Here is a 15,523-nt window from a genome sequence, read left to right on the forward strand (position 1 = left end):
GCTCGATTCCGGCCGAGCGGCCCGCCACCCCGAACCCGCTTGCCGCTCGCGTCAGTTCCGCGCCGCGAGACCGTTCGCCCAGAGGTAGTCGACCTGGCTGCGCTCGTTGCCGTCGGGGTACGGGTTGGTGCAGGACGGGCCGGGGCCGCCGCCCGACATCAGCTCGCTGCACGGGCCGGAGTAGTCGTCGGGCAGGCCGAGCACGTGGCCGGTCTCGTGCGCCACCACGCGGAGCGAGCTGTACTGCTGGTTCTGCTGGTAGTCGAGGAAGACGTAGCCGTGGCCGTGGCCGTCGGTGCTGGCGTAGGAGCCGCGGCTGTCGTTGCCCTCGTAGTACGAGAAGTCGCCGCTGCCGCTCGCCGCCTGGAGCTGGACGTTGGTCTCCGAGCTGTTCCAGATCTGCGCGGCCTGGGATATCTGGCTGGTGAAGGAGGGCGCGTTCGCGGTGTCGTAGGTGACGGTGACGGTCGCCAGGCCGGGGTTGGCGGCCTGCTTGGCCTTGGCCGAGGCCATCACGGCCTGGAAGAAGGCCTGGTTGTTCGCCGTCTCCGCGGCCGAACCGGCGTACGTCGAGGGGGTGTAGCCCTGGACGGCCGGGGCGGCGGGAGCGGCCGGCGCGGCGTTCGCGGCGGTGGCGGGCAGGACCGCCAGGCCGGCCGCGAGGGTCAGGCCCAGGGCTGCGGACAGCACGGATCGCTTCATGTGGGGACTCCGGTTTCGCGGTGCGCCGGCTCGCCGGGGCCCGATGGGGGCCGGGCCCGGCCGGGGCGCACGGTGGGGGCCGCCCCGGGCGGTGGCCGAGGGGCGGGTTGCTGCCCCCGAGCTTCGACCCGGGCGGGGCCGTCGCGGATGATGCCAACCGGCGATAGCACCACCGCATAGCGGCCCGGTGCCGTCGTGCGGCGCACCGGCCGATCCGTCGGCCGTTCAGCCGGTCGGTCCGTCGGCCGGCCCTTCGGCATGCCTTGAATGCCTGTCATGTCCTTGGCGAAGGGGTGCGACGGCGTCTATGCTCCCGACGTGGAGCTCGACGTGAGACACCTCCGGGTGCTGTGCGCGATCGCCGACAGCGGCAGCCTCCGCAAGGCCGCGCTCCAGCTCGGCATGACCCAGCCCTCCCTCACCACCCAGCTGCACCGCATCGAACGGGCCATCGGCGGCACCCTGTTCACCCGCGAGCAGACCGGCAGCCGGCCCACCGCGCTCGGCCACTCGGTGCTCTCCCGGGCCCGGCCGGTGATCACCGAGATGGCCGCCCTGGTGGCCGCCGCCCGCCAGGAGGCACGGGACTCGGCCGGCCCCGGCCGGCAGCGGCGGCTGCGGATCGGCAGCGTCGGAAGCCGGGCGGTCGCGGCCTGGCTGCGCCGGGTGCACGAGCGGCTGCCGGACACCGACACCACCATCCACGTGGACATCTCGGCCAGCGCGCTGCTGCGGATGGTCGCCGCCGACCAGCTGGACGTGGCCTTCGTGCACGAGTGCGAGGGCTTCCCGCTGCGGGTCCCGCCGGACGCCGAGCACCGGGTGCTGATGGCCCGGGAGCCGCAGTTCGTCGCGCTCGCCGCCGGGCACCCGGCCGCCGCCCGCGACGTCGTCCACCTGGCCGACCTCGCCGAGGACACCTGGATGGTCGACCCGACCGCCGACCACGAGTACGCGGCGATGCGCCGGGTGTTCACCGAGGCCGGGCTCAACCCCCGGGTGGTGCAGGTGCGGGACAACGCCACCGCCGCCGAGCTGGTCGCCTCCGGCGAGGCCGTCCGCCCCTGCCAGCCCACCTCGCTGCCCGGCCCCGGCACGGTGGTCCGCCCGGTGCACGGGGACCCGCTGGCCGTCCGGCTGCTGTTCACCTGGCGTCCGCGCGTGCTCAGCCCGCCCGCGCTGGACGCGCTGTACGGCGAACTGCGGGCCGCCTACCTGGATCTGGCCAAGGTCAACCCGGCCTACCTGGACTGGCTGGCGCGGCACGAGCCGGTGCTGCTGGGCCGGGTCGGCTGACGGGCGGGGCGGGCAGGGCGGTTCGGACTGGGCGGTTCGAACTGGGCGTGCCCCGTGGATCGGTACGCCCCGCGGATCAGTACGCCCGGCGGGCGCCCGCCCGCCTGCTCTCCCGGCCGTGGACCAGCACGCCCACCGCCACCATCAGCGCGCAGACCAGGCCCGCCGCGAGCACCCCGGAGCCGCCGAGCGCGGTGCAGGCCAGCACCAGCGCGGCCCCCGCCGGCGCCACCGCCTGGGCCGCCGCGCCCCGCTTGGTGTGCCGGGAGTGCAGGAACCAGACCGTGACCAGGTAGAGCGCGGTGGGCACGGTGACCGTCGCGGTGGCGGCGGTCTCGGAGATGTGCGCCTGGTGCACCGCCGACTCCACCGCCACCTCCAGCCCGGTGCCGATCGCCGCCGCCGAGGCGAACACCAGGTAGTGCCCGTACCCCCAGACCAGCGCCTGCCGGTTGGAACGCAGGTGCTCGTGGACGGACCGGGCGAAGTAGATCCACCAGGCCGCGAAGCAGATCAGCAGCCCGCCGGCGGCCACCGGCACCAGCCGGCCCAGCTCCTCGTGCTCGTCCACCGCCGACTGCACCGCGACGGTCGCCGCCGCCACCGTCTCGCCGAGCACGATCAGGGTGAACAGCCCGTACCGCTCGGCGATGTGGTGCGGGTGCCAGGAGGTCCGCGCCCGCAGTTCGGCGACCACCGGCACGGCCAGCTCGCACAGCACCCCGACCGGGATGACGTACAGCCGGACGTCCTGCGGCAGGAACAGCACCACCACCCAGCCGGCCTGGCAGAGCGTGATCCCCGCCGCGTAGCCCAGCGCGACCCGGCGCGCCGGGCCCCGCTCCCCGGCGGCCGCGCGCAGCCACTGGGTGACCATCGCCAGGCGCATCACCAGGTAGCCGACGATCCCCAGCGTCAGGTCCTGGGTGGCGAAGATCCGCGGCACGCCGGCGGCGAGGATCAGCACCCCGGCGATCTGCACCAGCGTGGTGATCCGGTACGGCACGTCGTCGACGTCGTACGCGGAGGCGAACCAGGTGAAGTTCATCCAGGCCCACCAGATCGCGAAGAAGGCCAGCACGTAGCCGCGCAGGCCGTCGCCGTAGTGCCCCGCCGCCAGCGAGCCCGCCAGTTCGCGCCCGGCCTGGCCGACCGCGACCACGAAGCAGAGGTCGAAGAAGAGCTCCAGCGGGGTGGCGACCCGGTGCGGCTCGTTCCGGTCGCGCGGGACCATCCGGCGCACCGGCGGCGGATCGACGGGGTGGCTGGGGCGTGCCGTCGCGGCGGGGTCACTGGCCATCGGAGCTGCTCCGGGGAGTCGGGAGGAGGGCGGGGGGACCGTCCCGCGCATCCTGGCAGCGGCCCCGGCCCGGCGCACGCACCGGCGCGACGGCTCTGCACGCGGGCGTGACGGCCGTGCACGCACCGGCGCGGCCCGGAAAGGCCGCGCGCCCCCGGGTGCGATGGCCCCGTATGTCCCCTTTTTTCCTTGCCGTCAGCCGTAGTTGACGCTCCGGTGCGCGAACCGGGTGACAGCGCGGCGGGTTTCCGGGCGCGCCCCGCGCGCTGCGTCGCGAGCGACCGGAGCGCCGCTAGATTCTTCCCCGGTTGGAAGAGCGCGGGCCCTGCCGGGCCCCACGACACGGGTGGCGTGCGGGCAACGCGGAAGGTCAAGGCGGGTGGCGGGATTGCGGGGGCGGCGGAGCCGATCCCCCCGCGTCCGCGCCACCGGCCTCGTGATCACCGCGCTGCTCGCCAGCGCCTGCCGTGCGGCCCGCCCCGCCCCGGCGGCGGCTACTTCTCCCAGCCGAGCTTGCTGTAGTCCTCCCCCGCCAGACCGAAGGCCCCGTAGTTGGCCAGGCCCTTGCGGGTCGCCACCACCTCCGGCCGCTGGTAGAGCTCGACGGTGTGGCCGAGCTCCCAGATCTTCGCGTCCGCCTGGTTGTAGAGCTTCGCGGCCTCCGCCGGGTCGACCGTCCCGGCGGCCTTCTTCAGCAGCTCGTCGATCTCCTGGCTGCCCAGGCGCGAGGGGTTGCTGAAGCTGTTGTCGCCCACCGGCAGCCGGAAGTTGGTCAGGCTCTTGGAGAGCGGGAAGGAGTCGGTGTTGCGCCAGCTCGCGATCTCGAACTTGCCCGGGTTCACGTACTTGGTGAAGAAGTCGTTGGCGGGCACCTTGTCCAGGCTGACCTTGGCCCCGGCCGCCTGCCACATCGCCACCGCCGCGGTGGCCAGGTCGATCTGGGCCTGCGGGGTGGAGTCGTTGAGCACCCAGTGCAGTTCCAGCGGCCGGCCGTCCTTGGTGCGCGGCTGACCGCCGCCGGCCTCCTTCCAGCCCGCCTCGTCCAGGAGTTTCTTGGCGGCGGCCAGGTCGAACCTGGCCCAGTCGCCGGAGGTGTCCTGGTACCCGGTCTGGTTGGGCATGAAGATGTGGTTGCCGAGCGGCTTGAACTCCACCGGCACGCCGTTGTTGGCGATCTTGATCAGTGCGGAGCGGTCCAGCGCCTTGCCGAGCGCCTGCCGGACCGTCCGGTCGCTCAGCGCACCCGAGCCGCCGAAGGAGATGTGCACCTCGTCCCACGGACTGGCGCTGCGGATCACGGTGTCCTTGGCGTCCTTGAGCTGCCCGTACGCGGTGGCGGTGCCGGCCGCGGCATAGTCGATCTCGTTGTTGAGGTACGCCTGGGTCGTCGCCGACTGGGACATCACCCGGAAGGTGACCTTGTCGACCTTGGCCCTGGTGCCCCACCAGGCCGGGTCGGGGACGAGGGTCAGGGTCTGCGCGGTCTTGTCCGCCGTGCCGACCTTCAGCGCGCCCGCGGTGATCGGGATCTTCTCCACCCAGCCCTTGTTGAAGTCGTCCGGGGTGGAGATCCCGGCCGCCGGAATCAGCGGGCGGAACAGGTTCTGCCAGTCGGCGTACGGCTCGGCGAAGGTGACCTTCACCTCGGTCGGATCGGCGCCCTGCTCGACCGCGGAGATCTGCTCGTAGCCGGACGGGTCGGAGACGTTGTACGCCGGGTCCTTGCCACCGGCGGCCTGCCAGTCGGCCTTGAAGTCCAGGTAGCCGAGCGGCTTGCCGTCCGACCACTTGGCCTTGGGGTTGAGCCGGTAGGTGACCACCTGCGGCGAGGTCGAGGTGACCTTGGCGTCCACCAGGTAGTCCGGGTCGGGCAGGAAGCTGCCGGCGGCGTCCGTATTGAAGAGCGAGGGCTCCAGGTTGCGCATGATCGAGACCGCGGAACCGTAGTAACCGTCCACCTGTAGCGGGTTCCACTGGGTGATCCACTGGTAGAGCGGGAAGCGCACCTCCCCGCCGTCCTTGACCTGGTCCAGCGGCTTGGGGTTGAGGTCGTTGGCGCCCGGGCCCGGCGGCTCGCTCTTCGCCGCGTTGTCGGCGGAGCCGCCCCCGCCCGAGGTGCACGCGGTGACCGCGAGCGCGACGGCGACGGCGAGCGCGGCGGCCCGGCCGAGGCGGCGGGCCGTGGTGGAAGCGTCCATGAGGGTCCCCCTGGGATCGATGACGGGAGTTGGGGCGCGAGAGGTGTGACGGGGCTTGAGCGTGGGCAGCCAATTCGGCACCGGGCGAGCAGAAGGTAACAGCGGATCAGATCCGCCACCAGGGGGAGGAGGGCACACCTGATCGAAAAGTCACACGCGGCAACACGGGCGCAACACCGCCTCAGTGCCCGGGTGCTTCACTCTGACCTGCGCTTTCCCAACTCACTGATCAGTCAATCGATCTGACGATCCGCCGAACCCTGCCAACCGACGCCCCGAACGGGCCCGGACCGGAGGCCCCCACCCGATGCCCACCAGACGCGTCGGCCCCACCCGCACCGTGACGGGCGGCCGTTGATGCTCCGCTTCCTGACGAAGCGGCTGAGCTACTACGCGGTGCTGCTGATCGCCGCCGTCTTCCTGGCGTACGCGATCTCCGCGACCGCCCTGCAGCCGCGCACCTACTTCGACGCCAAGGTCCCCCGCCCGGCCGTCGAATCGGTCGAACGCCAGCTCACGGCGCTCAACCTGAACGACCACACCCCGGTCGTCGAACGCTTCGGCCACTGGGCCGGCGGGCTGCTCCACGGCGACCTCGGCCGGACCATCCACGACACCCCGGTCACCGACGACTTCGGCCGCCGGGTCGGGGTCTCGCTGCGGCTACTGCTGCTCGGCAGCCTGCTGGGCATGGTCCTCGGCGTCGCGGCCGGAGCCTGGAGCGCGGTGCGCCAGTACCGGATCTCCGACCGGCTGCTCACCGTGCTGTCCTTCGTGCTGCTCTCCACCCCGGTCTTCCTGGTCGCGCTGTTCCTCAAGAACGGCGCCATCGCCGCCAAGGACGCGGCCGGCCACGACGTCATCCCGTTCACCGGCTACGAGACCCCCGGGCTCACCGGCGGCCTCGGCACCCACCTCGCCGACTGGGCGCTGCACCTGCTGCTGCCCACCATCTCGCTGGCCCTCGGCGGCCTCGCCACCTACAGCCGCTACCAGCGCGGCACCATGCTCGACGTGCTCGGCTCCGACTACCTGCGCACCGCCGAGGCCAAGGGCCTGACCCGCGGCCGGGCGCTGCTCAAGCACGGGCTGCGGACCGCGGTGATCCCGATGTCGACCATGTTCGCCTACAGCTTCCTGGGCATCTTCACCGGCGCGATCTTCACCGAGACGATCTTCGGCTGGCACGGCATGGGCGAGTGGCTGATCCAGTCGATCAACGAACAGGACGTCAACTCGGTGGTGGCGATCAACCTGTTCACCGCCGTCGTCGTGCTCGTCTCCGGCTTCCTCGCGGACACCCTGCACGCCGCCCTCGACCCGCGCGTGCGGTCCTGACCGGAGGAGAGCCGAATGACCACCACCGTCGCCGAGCCCTCCGCCGCGACCACCGCCCCCCGGGGCACCGGCCGCGGACGGCTCGTCCTCAGCCGGCTGCTCGCCGCCCGCGGCGCCGTCGCCGGGGCCGTCATCGTCCTGCTGCTGTTCCTGCTCGCCTTCGGCGGCGCGTACCTCACACCCTGGGACTACGCCGCCCCGGACTTCTCCGCGCTGCACCAACCCCCGTCCGCCGAGCACTGGTTCGGCACCAACGGGGTCGGCCAGGACGTCTTCGCGCAGACCGTCCGCGGCCTGCAGAAGTCGCTGGTCATCGGTCTGCTGGTGGCGCTGTTCTCCACCGTGCTGGCCTCCGTCGTCGGCGCCTGCGCCGGCTACTTCGGCGGCTGGGCCGACCGGGCGCTGATGTTCCTGGTGGACCTGCTGCTGGTCTTCCCGGCCTTCCTGATCATCACCATCGTCTCGTCCCGGCTGAAGAGCGCCGGCTGGATCGCCTTCGTCCTGCTGCTCGCGCTGTTCAACTGGATGATCACCGCCCGGGTGGTCCGCTCGATGACCATCTCCCTGCGCGAGCGCGAATTCGTCCGCGCCGCACGGTTCATGGGCGTACGGCCGCTGCGGATCATCAGCCGGCACATCCTGCCGAACGTCGCCTCCTTCCTCATCATCGACGCCACCATCGCGGTCGGCGGCGCCGTGATGAGCGAGACCGCGCTCTCCTACTTCGGCTTCGGGGTCAAGCCGCCGGACGTCTCGCTCGGCACCCTGCTCGCCGCCGGGACCGGCGAGGCCCCGGTGTTCCCCTGGCTGTTCTACTTCGCCGCCGGGCTGCTGGTGCTGTTCGTCCTCGCCGTCAACCTGATCGGGGACGGGCTGCGCGACGCCCTCGACCCCACCTCCGGGACGGCGCCCCGCCGTTCCCGGTCCGCCCGCCGCTCCCGGTCCACCCGCCGTTCCCACCGCCCTGCCAGCCGTAGGAAGCTCCCGTGACCACCACCGTCGAAACCCCGCTGCTCGCCGTCCGGGACCTGCGGGTCGACTTCGCCGGGCCCGACGGCCCGGTCCCCGCCGTCCGCGGGGTGGACCTCACCCTGCGGCGCGGCGAGACCCTCGGCATCGTCGGCGAGTCCGGCTCCGGGAAGTCCGTGACCGCGCTGTCCGTGCTCGGGCTGCTGCCCGGCACGGCGCGGGTCAGCGGCTCGGTGCGGCTGGACGGGCGGGAACTGGTCGGGCTGCCGGGCCGGGAGCTCGCCGCGATCCGCGGCCGCCGGATCGCCATGGTCTTCCAGGACCCGCTGTCCGCCTTCACCCCGGTCTACCGGATCGGCGACCAGATCGCCGAGGCGGTCCGCGTCCACCAGCGGGTGGACCGGGCCGCCGCGCGCCGCCGGGCCGCCGAACTCCTCGACCTGGTCGGCATCCCGGCGCCCGACCGGGCCCTGGACAGCTTCCCGCACGAGTTCTCCGGCGGCATGCGGCAGCGCGCGATGATCGCCATGGCGGTCGCCAACGATCCCGACATCCTGCTCGCCGACGAGCCCACCACCGCCCTCGACGTCACCATCCAGGCCCAGGTGCTGGACGTGCTGCGCACCGCCCAGCGGGAGACCGGCGCGGCGCTCGTCCTGGTCAGCCACGACCTCGGGGTGATCGCCGGGGCGGCCGACCGGGTCGCGGTGATGTACGCCGGACGGGTGGTCGAGACGGCCGGGGTGGACGAGCTCTTCGCGGCCCCGCACCACCCGTACTCGCTCGGCCTGATCGGCGCGCTGCCCCGGCTGGACGGGCGCGGCGGTCCGCTCGTACCGATCCCCGGCACCCCGGCGCCGATGGCCGAACTGCCCCCGGGCTGCCCCTTCGCGGCGCGCTGCCCGCTCGCGGAGGAGCGCTGCACGACGGCCGAGCCCGCCCTGGAGGGTACGGAGGAGCACCTGTCGGCCTGCGTACGGTCGGCGGAGCTCGCCGAGCGGCGGCCCGCGCCCGCCGAGGTCTACCCCGTTCCGGAGCTGCCGCCGGCCGCCGCCGGCCCCGTCGACCGCTCCACCCGGACGCCGGTGCTGTCGGTGAGCGGCCTGGAAAAAACGTTCCCCCTCCTCAAGGGCACGGTGTTCAAGCGCAAGGTCGGCGAGGTGTACGCGGTGGACGGCGTCGACCTGGACCTGCGGGAGGGCGAGACCCTCGGCCTGGTCGGGGAGTCCGGCTCCGGCAAGTCCACCACCCTGTTCGAACTGCTGCGGCTCGGCGCCCCGGAGACCGGCCGGATCGAACTGCTCGGCCACGACACCGCGACGCTCACCCGGGCCGAGGCCCACCGGCTCCGCGCCCGGGTGCAGATCGTCTTCCAGGACCCGATGGCCAGCCTCGACCCCCGGATGCCGATCGGCGACATCGTCGCCGAACCACTGCTCGCCCAGCGCGCCCCGCGCGAGGAGATCGCCCGCCGGGTGCCCGAGCTGCTGCGCCAGGTCGGCCTCGACCCGGAGCACGCCGTCCGCTACCCGCACCAGTTCTCCGGCGGCCAGCGCCAGCGCGTCTCGATCGCCCGGGCACTCGCCGTCCGGCCCGGGCTGCTGGTGCTGGACGAGCCGGTCTCCGCCCTGGACGTCTCCATCCAGGCCGGGGTGCTCAACCTGCTCCAGGCCCTCAAGGCCGAACTGGGCCTCTCCTACCTGTTCGTCTCGCACGACCTCTCGGTGATCCGGCACCTCGCCGACCGGGTCAGCGTGATGTACCTCGGCCGGACGGTCGAGCAGGGCGAGGTCTCCGCCGTCTTCGACCGCCCCCGCCACCCGTACACCCGCGCCCTGCTCTCCGCCGTCCCGCTGCCCGACCCCGCCGCCGAGCGCGCCCGCGACCGCATCCTGCTGGCCGGCGACCCGCCCCCGCCCACCGAGCGCCGCACCGGCTGCGTCTTCCGCACCCGCTGCCCGCGCTACGCCGCGCTCACCGCCCCGGCGGACCGGGCCCGCTGCGAACAGGAGCGGCCGGCCCTGCTCGGCGCCCCCGGGGCGGACCACCAGGCGGCCTGCCACCACCCGGAGCCGGCAACCCGGGGACAGTGACAATTGGTGATCACTCGAACACGATTCGGTGGATCCGGTCGGCGGCGTGTAAAGTCTTCGACGTCAGCAAGCGCCGCTAGCTCAGTTGGTTAGAGCAGCTGACTCTTAATCAGCGGGTCCGGGGTTCGAGTCCCTGGCGGCGCACATGGCAAGGTCTCAGGCCGTCCACTCCGGTGGGCGGCCTGAGGCGTTTCCCGGCCGGGTAGGCCTTCTCCCCATGAACTCCCCCGACACCGGCACCCGGCCCCTGGCCGAGGAACTGCTGCTGCTCTGCGCCGACCCGGCGGACGGACGCCTTCGGATCCCCACCCTCACCCTCTCGACGGCGGTCGCGGGCGCCGTCCTCGCCGAGCTCCAGCTGGCCGGCACGATCACCGTCGACGGGCGCCGGATCACCGGCCACCGGCCGCCGGGCGACCAGGACGAACTCGCCGCCGCCATCCTGGCCGACCTCGGGCAGGCGGGCGAGGGCCGGCCCCGGACCCTCGAACACGCGCTGCGCGCGCTGACCCACCCGCACGGCCGGGCGACCCACCACCACCTGGACCGGATGGTCGGGCAGGGCGTGCTGACCGTCCGGAGCCACCGCTTCCTCGGGCTGCCCTACCGCCGCTGGACGGCCGTGCGGCCGGACGCCGGAGCGCTGATCGCCGCCCGGACGGCAGCCACGCTGGCGCGCGCCGGGCTCTCTGGTCCGACTGGTCTCTCTGGTCTCTCTGGCCCGACCGGTGCGGCTGATCCGACCGATCCGGCCGACGAGCGCGACCGGCAGCTGGCCGGCCTGATCGGGGCGGCCGGGCTGGAGCGCCGGCTCTACCGGGGTCCGGACGGCGCCGAGACCCGGCACGCCGTCCGGCAGCTGGCCCGCGACCTGCCGGTCCCCCGGGCCGTGAAGCGGGAGATCACCCGGCGGAGGTCCCAGTCCGGGGGCTGATCCGTGCTCCGGCACCCGCCCTCGCGGCCCCCGGCACCCGGGCCGACCGCTCAGCGGGTGTCGAGCACCGCCGAGGCCACCGCGTCCGGGCGGTCGAACATCACCAGGTGCCCGGCCGGGGCGGTGGTGCGGAAGTCCGCCCCGAGCAGTGCCGCCAGCTCCCGCTGCCGGGCCAGCCAGTCCTCGGTGCGGCGGGTCCGGCAGCCGTCGTCGGCGGCCAGCACGGTCACCGGCAGGTCCTCGGCCAGCGGCCGGGTGCGCCGCAGCTCGTCCAGTTCGGCGGCCGTGTCGAGGTAGCGGCCGTTCTCCCGCAGCAGCGCGCGCAGCGCCCGCCCGGTGCGGTAGCAGTGCCGGACCAGCGGCGCCGGGGCGAGGTCCTCGCGGCGGACGGTGGACAGCCGGGCCATGGCCCGGCGGGCGGTCGGGCCCAGCAGGTAGGGCACGGCGAGGGCGGTGGCGGCGCCGGCCGCCGCCCGGGCCGCCAGGTCGCGCGCGGCGGGCGCCGGGTAGGGCCGGGCCGCCGCCTCCACGCTGCCGTCGACCAGCACCAGTCCGGCGGTCCGCTCGGGGTGCAGCCGGGCGAAGGCCTCGACGTGGAAGCCCGCCAGCGAGTGCCCGACCACGGTGCAGGGCTCCCGCAGCCCGAGGCCGTCCAGCACCGCCCGGATCCGCCCGGCCTCGCCGGCCGCCGTCGGCGCGGGCCGCCCGGTGGCGGGCTCCCCGGCGCTCAGCCCGTAACCGGGCCGGTCGAAGCGGACCACGGTGCGGTACGGGGTGAGGAAGGGGACGACCAGGTCCCAGTCGAACCAGCTGCTGCCGAGGCCGCCGGAGAGCAGGCAGACCGGGCCGCTGCCCTCGGTGCGGACGTGCAGCGGGACGCCGTCGACGCGCAGGAAGCGCGCCCGGTCGACGGCCTCCGGTCCGGCGGTGCTCATGTCGGCCTCCGTCCCGGGGACGGTTCGGTCGGTCGGCGCCGCCCCTCGTCCCCCTGGTTCACCTCGGCGTCCTCGGCGTCCTCGGCGTCCTCGTCCGTACCGTCCGAGCGGGCGACGCCCAGGGCCAGCAGGCCGAGCCAGAGCGCGACCAGCAGCACCTGGAGCCGCTGCCCGGCCCCGAGCGCCCAGGTGCCGTGCCCGGCCTGGAAGGCGGCGATCGAGGCGAGGCTCCAGCCGGTGGCGAGCAGTTCGGCGCCCAGCAGCCAGGGCCCGAACCGGCGCACCGGCGGCCACCAGTGGTAGCGCCGGGCGGCCACGGTGAGCGAGACCAGCGCGGTGAGCGCCCCGGCCATGGCGAGGCTGCTGGTGACCGCGTGCGCGGTGTGGGTGGCGGGGACGAGCCCGGCGGTCTCCCGGGCGGCGCACATCTCGTCGCTGGTGGGGGCGCAGCTGAGCGGCAGCCGGGAGTCGGCGGCGGTCGCGGCGCCGAACAGGGCGAGCGCGGACCAGCCGGCCAGCGCCCAGCGCCGCCGCCGCGAGGCCCCGACCCGCCCGGTGGCGAGGGCGGTGCCGGCGGCGGCGAGCAGGCAGAGTCCGGCGGCCAGGTCGGTGGCCCGGAACAGGCCGCCCAGCGGCTGGTCCTCGGCGGCGAGTTCGCTGATGTACGCCTGCACCGGGTCGAGTCCGGTGCTCAGCACGACCTCCAGCACCCAGGCGGTGTACGCCACGGCGCTGAGCAGCAGCAGGGTGGCGACCGTCGTCCGCGCGGCGCGGTGGCCTGGCTGGGGGCGGGGCACCGTTCCACCCTAACCAGCGGCGAACTCCGGACCAACCGGAAGGAAAGGGACGGATCGATCGGCCGCCGCCCGGGTCGTTCGCGGGTGGCCCGGGGACGACCCGGGGCGGTTCGGCGACGGTTCGGTGATGGCTCGGTGATGGTTCGAGGCACCCCTCGGAACCGTGTATTGTTTTCCAGGTCAGCAGGCGCCGCTAGCTCAGTTGGTTAGAGCAGCTGACTCTTAATCAGCGGGTCCGGGGTTCGAGTCCCTGGCGGCGCACAGACATTTGGGGAGCCTCTCGCAGCAGCGAGGGGCTCCCCGATTTTTTGGCCTCCGACGTCCGTTTTGCGTGTGATGTCGGTCTCGATTGGCGATCCGCCGGAGCTATCCGGCCCGTTCTGCTCGTCCAGGGCAGTAAAACCGGAATCGGGACAAAGGTCCCCAACCGCCGATGTCCCCGTCCGTGCCGGGCTGCCTCGATGCGCCCGCAGGAAAGGCCGCGCTTTGTCCAGAAACGCCCAGGGCGGCCGTCGCACGCCGTCGATCAGTCTCCGGCCGGTCAAACGGCTCAAGCGCTCCACCGGCCCGGCCGGCGGGTCCGGCGGGTCCGGCGGCAGGAAGCCGCGACGTCCGAAGCGCACCGGCTGGCGCCGGCTGATACCCACCTGGCGGATGACCCTGCTGGGCTTCGGCTCCGCGCTGCTGCTCGGCATCGGTCTGTTCGCCCTCGGGATCGCCCTGGTGAAGGTGCCGGACGCGCACGCCGCCGCCACCGCCCAGAGCAACACCTGGCTCTACGCGGACGGTTCGGTGCTCACCCGCACCGGCCAGACCAACCGGCAGAACGTCTCCCTGGACAAGGTCTCCCCCGCCGCCCAGCACGCCGCGCTGGCCGCCGAGGACCGGAACTTCTACAACGAGGGCGCGATCAACGTCCAGGGCCTGGCCCGGGCCGCGGTCAACACCGCCAAGGGCCAGGGCACCCAGGGCGGCTCCACCATCACCCAGCAGTACGTGAAGAACACGTACCTGAACCAGAAGCAGTCGGTCACCCGCAAGGTGAAGGAACTGTTCATCGCCATCAAGGTGGACGCCACCGAGAGCAAGAACGACATCCTCTCCGGCTACCTGAACACCTCCTACTACGGCCGCGGCGCCTACGGCATCCAGGCCGCCTCCCAGGCGTACTTCGGCATCGACGCGTCCGCCCTCGATCCCGCCCAGGGCGCCTACCTGGCCACCCTGCTGAACGCCCCGAGCGCCTACGACGTCGCCACCGCGACCGCGGCGGGCAAGCAGAACGCCGTCAACCGCTGGAACTACGTGCTCGACGGCATGGTCAAGGAGGGCTGGCTCTCCGCGGACGAGCGGGCCAGGACCGCCTTCCCGGAGGTCCGGGACCCCCAGCCCAACCCGGGCCTGTCCGGCCAGGCCGGCTACCTGGTCGACGCGGCCACCCAGTACCTCACCTCCAGCGGCGTGATCAACGAGACCGAGCTGGCCAAGGGCGGCTACACGATCAAGCTGAGCATCGACCCGGCCCGCCAGCAGGCCCTCCAGGACTCCGTCCAGGCCCAGCTGCACGACAGCCTGAACCCGGACAAGCGGAAGAAGGACGCGGCCGCCCAGGCCGGCGCCGCCTCGGTGGACCCGAAGACCGGCGCGGTCGTCGCCCTGTACGGCGGCGTCGACTACGTGAAGCACTACGTCGACAACGCCACCCGGCGCGACTACCAGGCCGGCTCGACCTTCAAGGCGATCGCGCTGGCCGCCGCCTTCGAGAACAACGCCAAGACCCAGGAGGGTCGCACCGTCACCCCGCGCACGGTGTACGACGGCACCAGCGGCCGGAAGGTCCGCGGCGGCAAGGGCACCCCGTACGCGCCGCCGAACGAGGGCGACAAGAGCTACGGCCAGATCACCCTCCAGCAGGCCACCGACTGGTCGGTCAACTCGGCGTTCGCGCAGCTCGCGCAGGACACCGGGCTCCAGAAGGTCAAGGACACCGCCGTCGCGATGGGCCTGCCCGGCAACACCCCGGGCCTCGACCCGGTGCCGTCCATCCCGCTGGGCGCGGCCACCCCGAGCGTGCTCGACATGGCGGGCGTGTACGCCACGCTGGACAACGGCGGCAAGCAGATCACCCCGTGGCTGGTGCAGTCGGTGGACCGCGAGGGCGAGAACGTCGCGCTGCCCGCGCACAAGACCACCCAGGCGATCAGCGAGGACACCGCCAACCAGGTCACCTCGATGCTCCAGGGCGTGGTGAGCGACCCGGGCGGCACCGGCTGGCGGGCCAAGGGCCTCGGCCGACCGGTGGCGGGCAAGACCGGCACCACCGACGACCAGAAGTCGGTCTGGTTCGTGGGCTACACCCCCGAGCTGGTCACCTCGGTCGCCCTGTTCGGCCAGGACCCGGGCAACGGCTCCCAGGTCAGCCTGAGCGGCGTCGGCGGCATCGACGGCGCGGCCGGCGGCCAGTTCCCGGCCCAGATCTGGACCAGCTACATGAAGGCCGCGCTCAAGGGCCAGCCGGTCAGCGACTTCGCCACCCCGGCGGGCGGCGACTCCTCGGGCGCCACCGACCTGCCGACCGCCCCGAGCACGCCGAGCAGCGCCCCGTCGACGGGCGCCCCCAGCGGCGCTCCGAGCACCGGCCCCACCACGGCGCCGGGCGACGGCTCGGGCTCGACCCCGTCGGGCGGCACCGACGGCGGCGCGACCACCGCACCGACGGCCCCGCCGACCAGCCAGCCCACCACCCAGCCCACCCGGCCGCCCCGGCCCACCTCGAAGCCGACGCAGACCACCCAGCCGACCGCACCCCCGACCAGCCAGCCGACCGGCCAGCCCACGGGCGGGACGGGCGGGACGGACGCGCTCGCGGGGACGGGCGCCTCGTCCCGGTCCGGGGGCTGACGGGGGTCCGATCACCCCGGCCCGTTCACTCGGCCCCGGCCGCCCGCTCTCAGCTGAGAC

The 15,523-nt window shown here is 73.6% G+C and carries 11 protein-coding genes and 2 tRNA genes; 8 read left to right on the plus strand and 5 right to left on the minus strand.

The window, feature by feature from the left end; all coding sequences use genetic code 11:
- Positions 1-51: 51 nt before the first annotated feature.
- Positions 52-702, minus strand: a complete 651-nt coding sequence (gene snpA, locus ACFRQN_RS34640; protein WP_380744390.1) for a snapalysin — start codon at positions 700-702, stop codon at positions 52-54.
- 318 nt (positions 703-1,020) lie between these two features.
- Between snpA and ACFRQN_RS34645 the strand changes: the two genes are divergently transcribed.
- Positions 1,021-1,998 carry a LysR family transcriptional regulator gene (locus ACFRQN_RS34645; protein ID WP_241853111.1) on the plus strand — a complete coding sequence of 326 codons (978 nt, stop codon included), beginning with the start codon at positions 1,021-1,023 and terminating at the stop codon, positions 1,996-1,998.
- Between the two features lie 76 nt (positions 1,999-2,074).
- Here ACFRQN_RS34645 and ACFRQN_RS34650 read toward each other — a convergent pair whose 3' ends face one another.
- Entirely contained in the window at positions 2,075-3,298 is a 1,224-nt protein-coding gene (locus ACFRQN_RS34650; RefSeq protein WP_375874710.1) for a low temperature requirement protein A, read from the minus strand.
- Positions 3,299-3,792: 494 nt separating this feature from the next.
- Positions 3,793-5,496, minus strand: a complete 1,704-nt coding sequence (locus ACFRQN_RS34655; protein ID WP_380744392.1) for an ABC transporter family substrate-binding protein — start codon at positions 5,494-5,496, stop codon at positions 3,793-3,795.
- A gap of 357 nt (positions 5,497-5,853) precedes the next feature.
- Between ACFRQN_RS34655 and ACFRQN_RS34660 the strand changes: the two genes are divergently transcribed.
- From ACFRQN_RS34660 to ACFRQN_RS34680, 5 genes are all read left to right on the plus strand, one after another.
- A complete protein-coding gene (locus tag ACFRQN_RS34660; protein WP_380744394.1) occupies positions 5,854-6,834 on the plus strand; it encodes an ABC transporter permease in 981 nt (326 codons plus the stop codon).
- 15 nt (positions 6,835-6,849) lie between these two features.
- Complete coding sequence (locus ACFRQN_RS34665; protein ID WP_117487892.1) at positions 6,850-7,824, plus strand: ABC transporter permease; 975 nt, start codon at positions 6,850-6,852, stop codon at positions 7,822-7,824.
- Positions 7,821-9,896, plus strand: coding sequence for a dipeptide ABC transporter ATP-binding protein (locus tag ACFRQN_RS34670; RefSeq protein ID WP_380744397.1), 2,076 nt, complete (start codon positions 7,821-7,823; stop codon positions 9,894-9,896). The genes ACFRQN_RS34665 and ACFRQN_RS34670 overlap by 4 nt, the downstream gene beginning before the upstream one ends.
- 70 nt (positions 9,897-9,966) lie before the next feature.
- Positions 9,967-10,040, plus strand: a tRNA-Lys gene (locus tag ACFRQN_RS34675).
- 73 nt (positions 10,041-10,113) lie between these two features.
- Positions 10,114-10,830 carry a GPP34 family phosphoprotein gene (locus ACFRQN_RS34680; RefSeq protein WP_380744399.1) on the plus strand — a complete coding sequence of 239 codons (717 nt, stop codon included), beginning with the start codon at positions 10,114-10,116 and terminating at the stop codon, positions 10,828-10,830.
- Positions 10,831-10,880: 50 nt separating this feature from the next.
- Here the strand turns inward: ACFRQN_RS34680 and ACFRQN_RS34685 are convergent, their stop codons facing one another.
- Both ACFRQN_RS34685 and ACFRQN_RS34690 read right to left on the minus strand, forming a co-directional pair.
- Entirely contained in the window at positions 10,881-11,765 is an 885-nt protein-coding gene (locus tag ACFRQN_RS34685) for an alpha/beta fold hydrolase (protein WP_380744401.1), read from the minus strand.
- Positions 11,762-12,562 carry a DUF998 domain-containing protein gene (locus ACFRQN_RS34690; RefSeq protein ID WP_380744403.1) on the minus strand — a complete coding sequence of 267 codons (801 nt, stop codon included), beginning with the start codon at positions 12,560-12,562 and terminating at the stop codon, positions 11,762-11,764. The genes ACFRQN_RS34685 and ACFRQN_RS34690 overlap by 4 nt, the downstream gene beginning before the upstream one ends.
- Positions 12,563-12,749: 187 nt before the next feature.
- Between ACFRQN_RS34690 and ACFRQN_RS34695 the strand changes: the two genes are divergently transcribed.
- Both ACFRQN_RS34695 and ACFRQN_RS34700 read left to right on the plus strand, forming a co-directional pair.
- A tRNA-Lys gene (locus ACFRQN_RS34695) sits at positions 12,750-12,823 on the plus strand.
- A gap of 225 nt (positions 12,824-13,048) precedes the next feature.
- Complete coding sequence (locus tag ACFRQN_RS34700; protein WP_380744404.1) at positions 13,049-15,463, plus strand: transglycosylase domain-containing protein; 2,415 nt, start codon at positions 13,049-13,051, stop codon at positions 15,461-15,463.
- Positions 15,464-15,523: the final 60 nt, after the last annotated feature.

This window comes from Kitasatospora sp. NPDC056800, assembly GCF_042789775.1.
Taxonomy (GTDB): domain Bacteria; phylum Actinomycetota; class Actinomycetes; order Streptomycetales; family Streptomycetaceae; genus Kitasatospora.

Coding starts and splice junctions, on each gene's coding strand:
- ACFRQN_RS34680 (WP_380744399.1), top strand. CDS start 10,114: ATGAACTCCCCCGACACCGGCACCCGGCCCCTGGCCGAGGAACTGCTG.
- ACFRQN_RS34655 (WP_380744392.1), bottom strand. CDS start 5,496: ATGGACGCTTCCACCACGGCCCGCCGCCTCGGCCGGGCCGCCGCGCTC.
- ACFRQN_RS34685 (WP_380744401.1), bottom strand. CDS start 11,765: ATGAGCACCGCCGGACCGGAGGCCGTCGACCGGGCGCGCTTCCTGCGC.
- ACFRQN_RS34660 (WP_380744394.1), top strand. CDS start 5,854: ATGCTCCGCTTCCTGACGAAGCGGCTGAGCTACTACGCGGTGCTGCTG.
- ACFRQN_RS34665 (WP_117487892.1), top strand. CDS start 6,850: ATGACCACCACCGTCGCCGAGCCCTCCGCCGCGACCACCGCCCCCCGG.
- ACFRQN_RS34650 (WP_375874710.1), bottom strand. CDS start 3,298: ATGGCCAGTGACCCCGCCGCGACGGCACGCCCCAGCCACCCCGTCGAT.
- snpA (WP_380744390.1), bottom strand. CDS start 702: ATGAAGCGATCCGTGCTGTCCGCAGCCCTGGGCCTGACCCTCGCGGCC.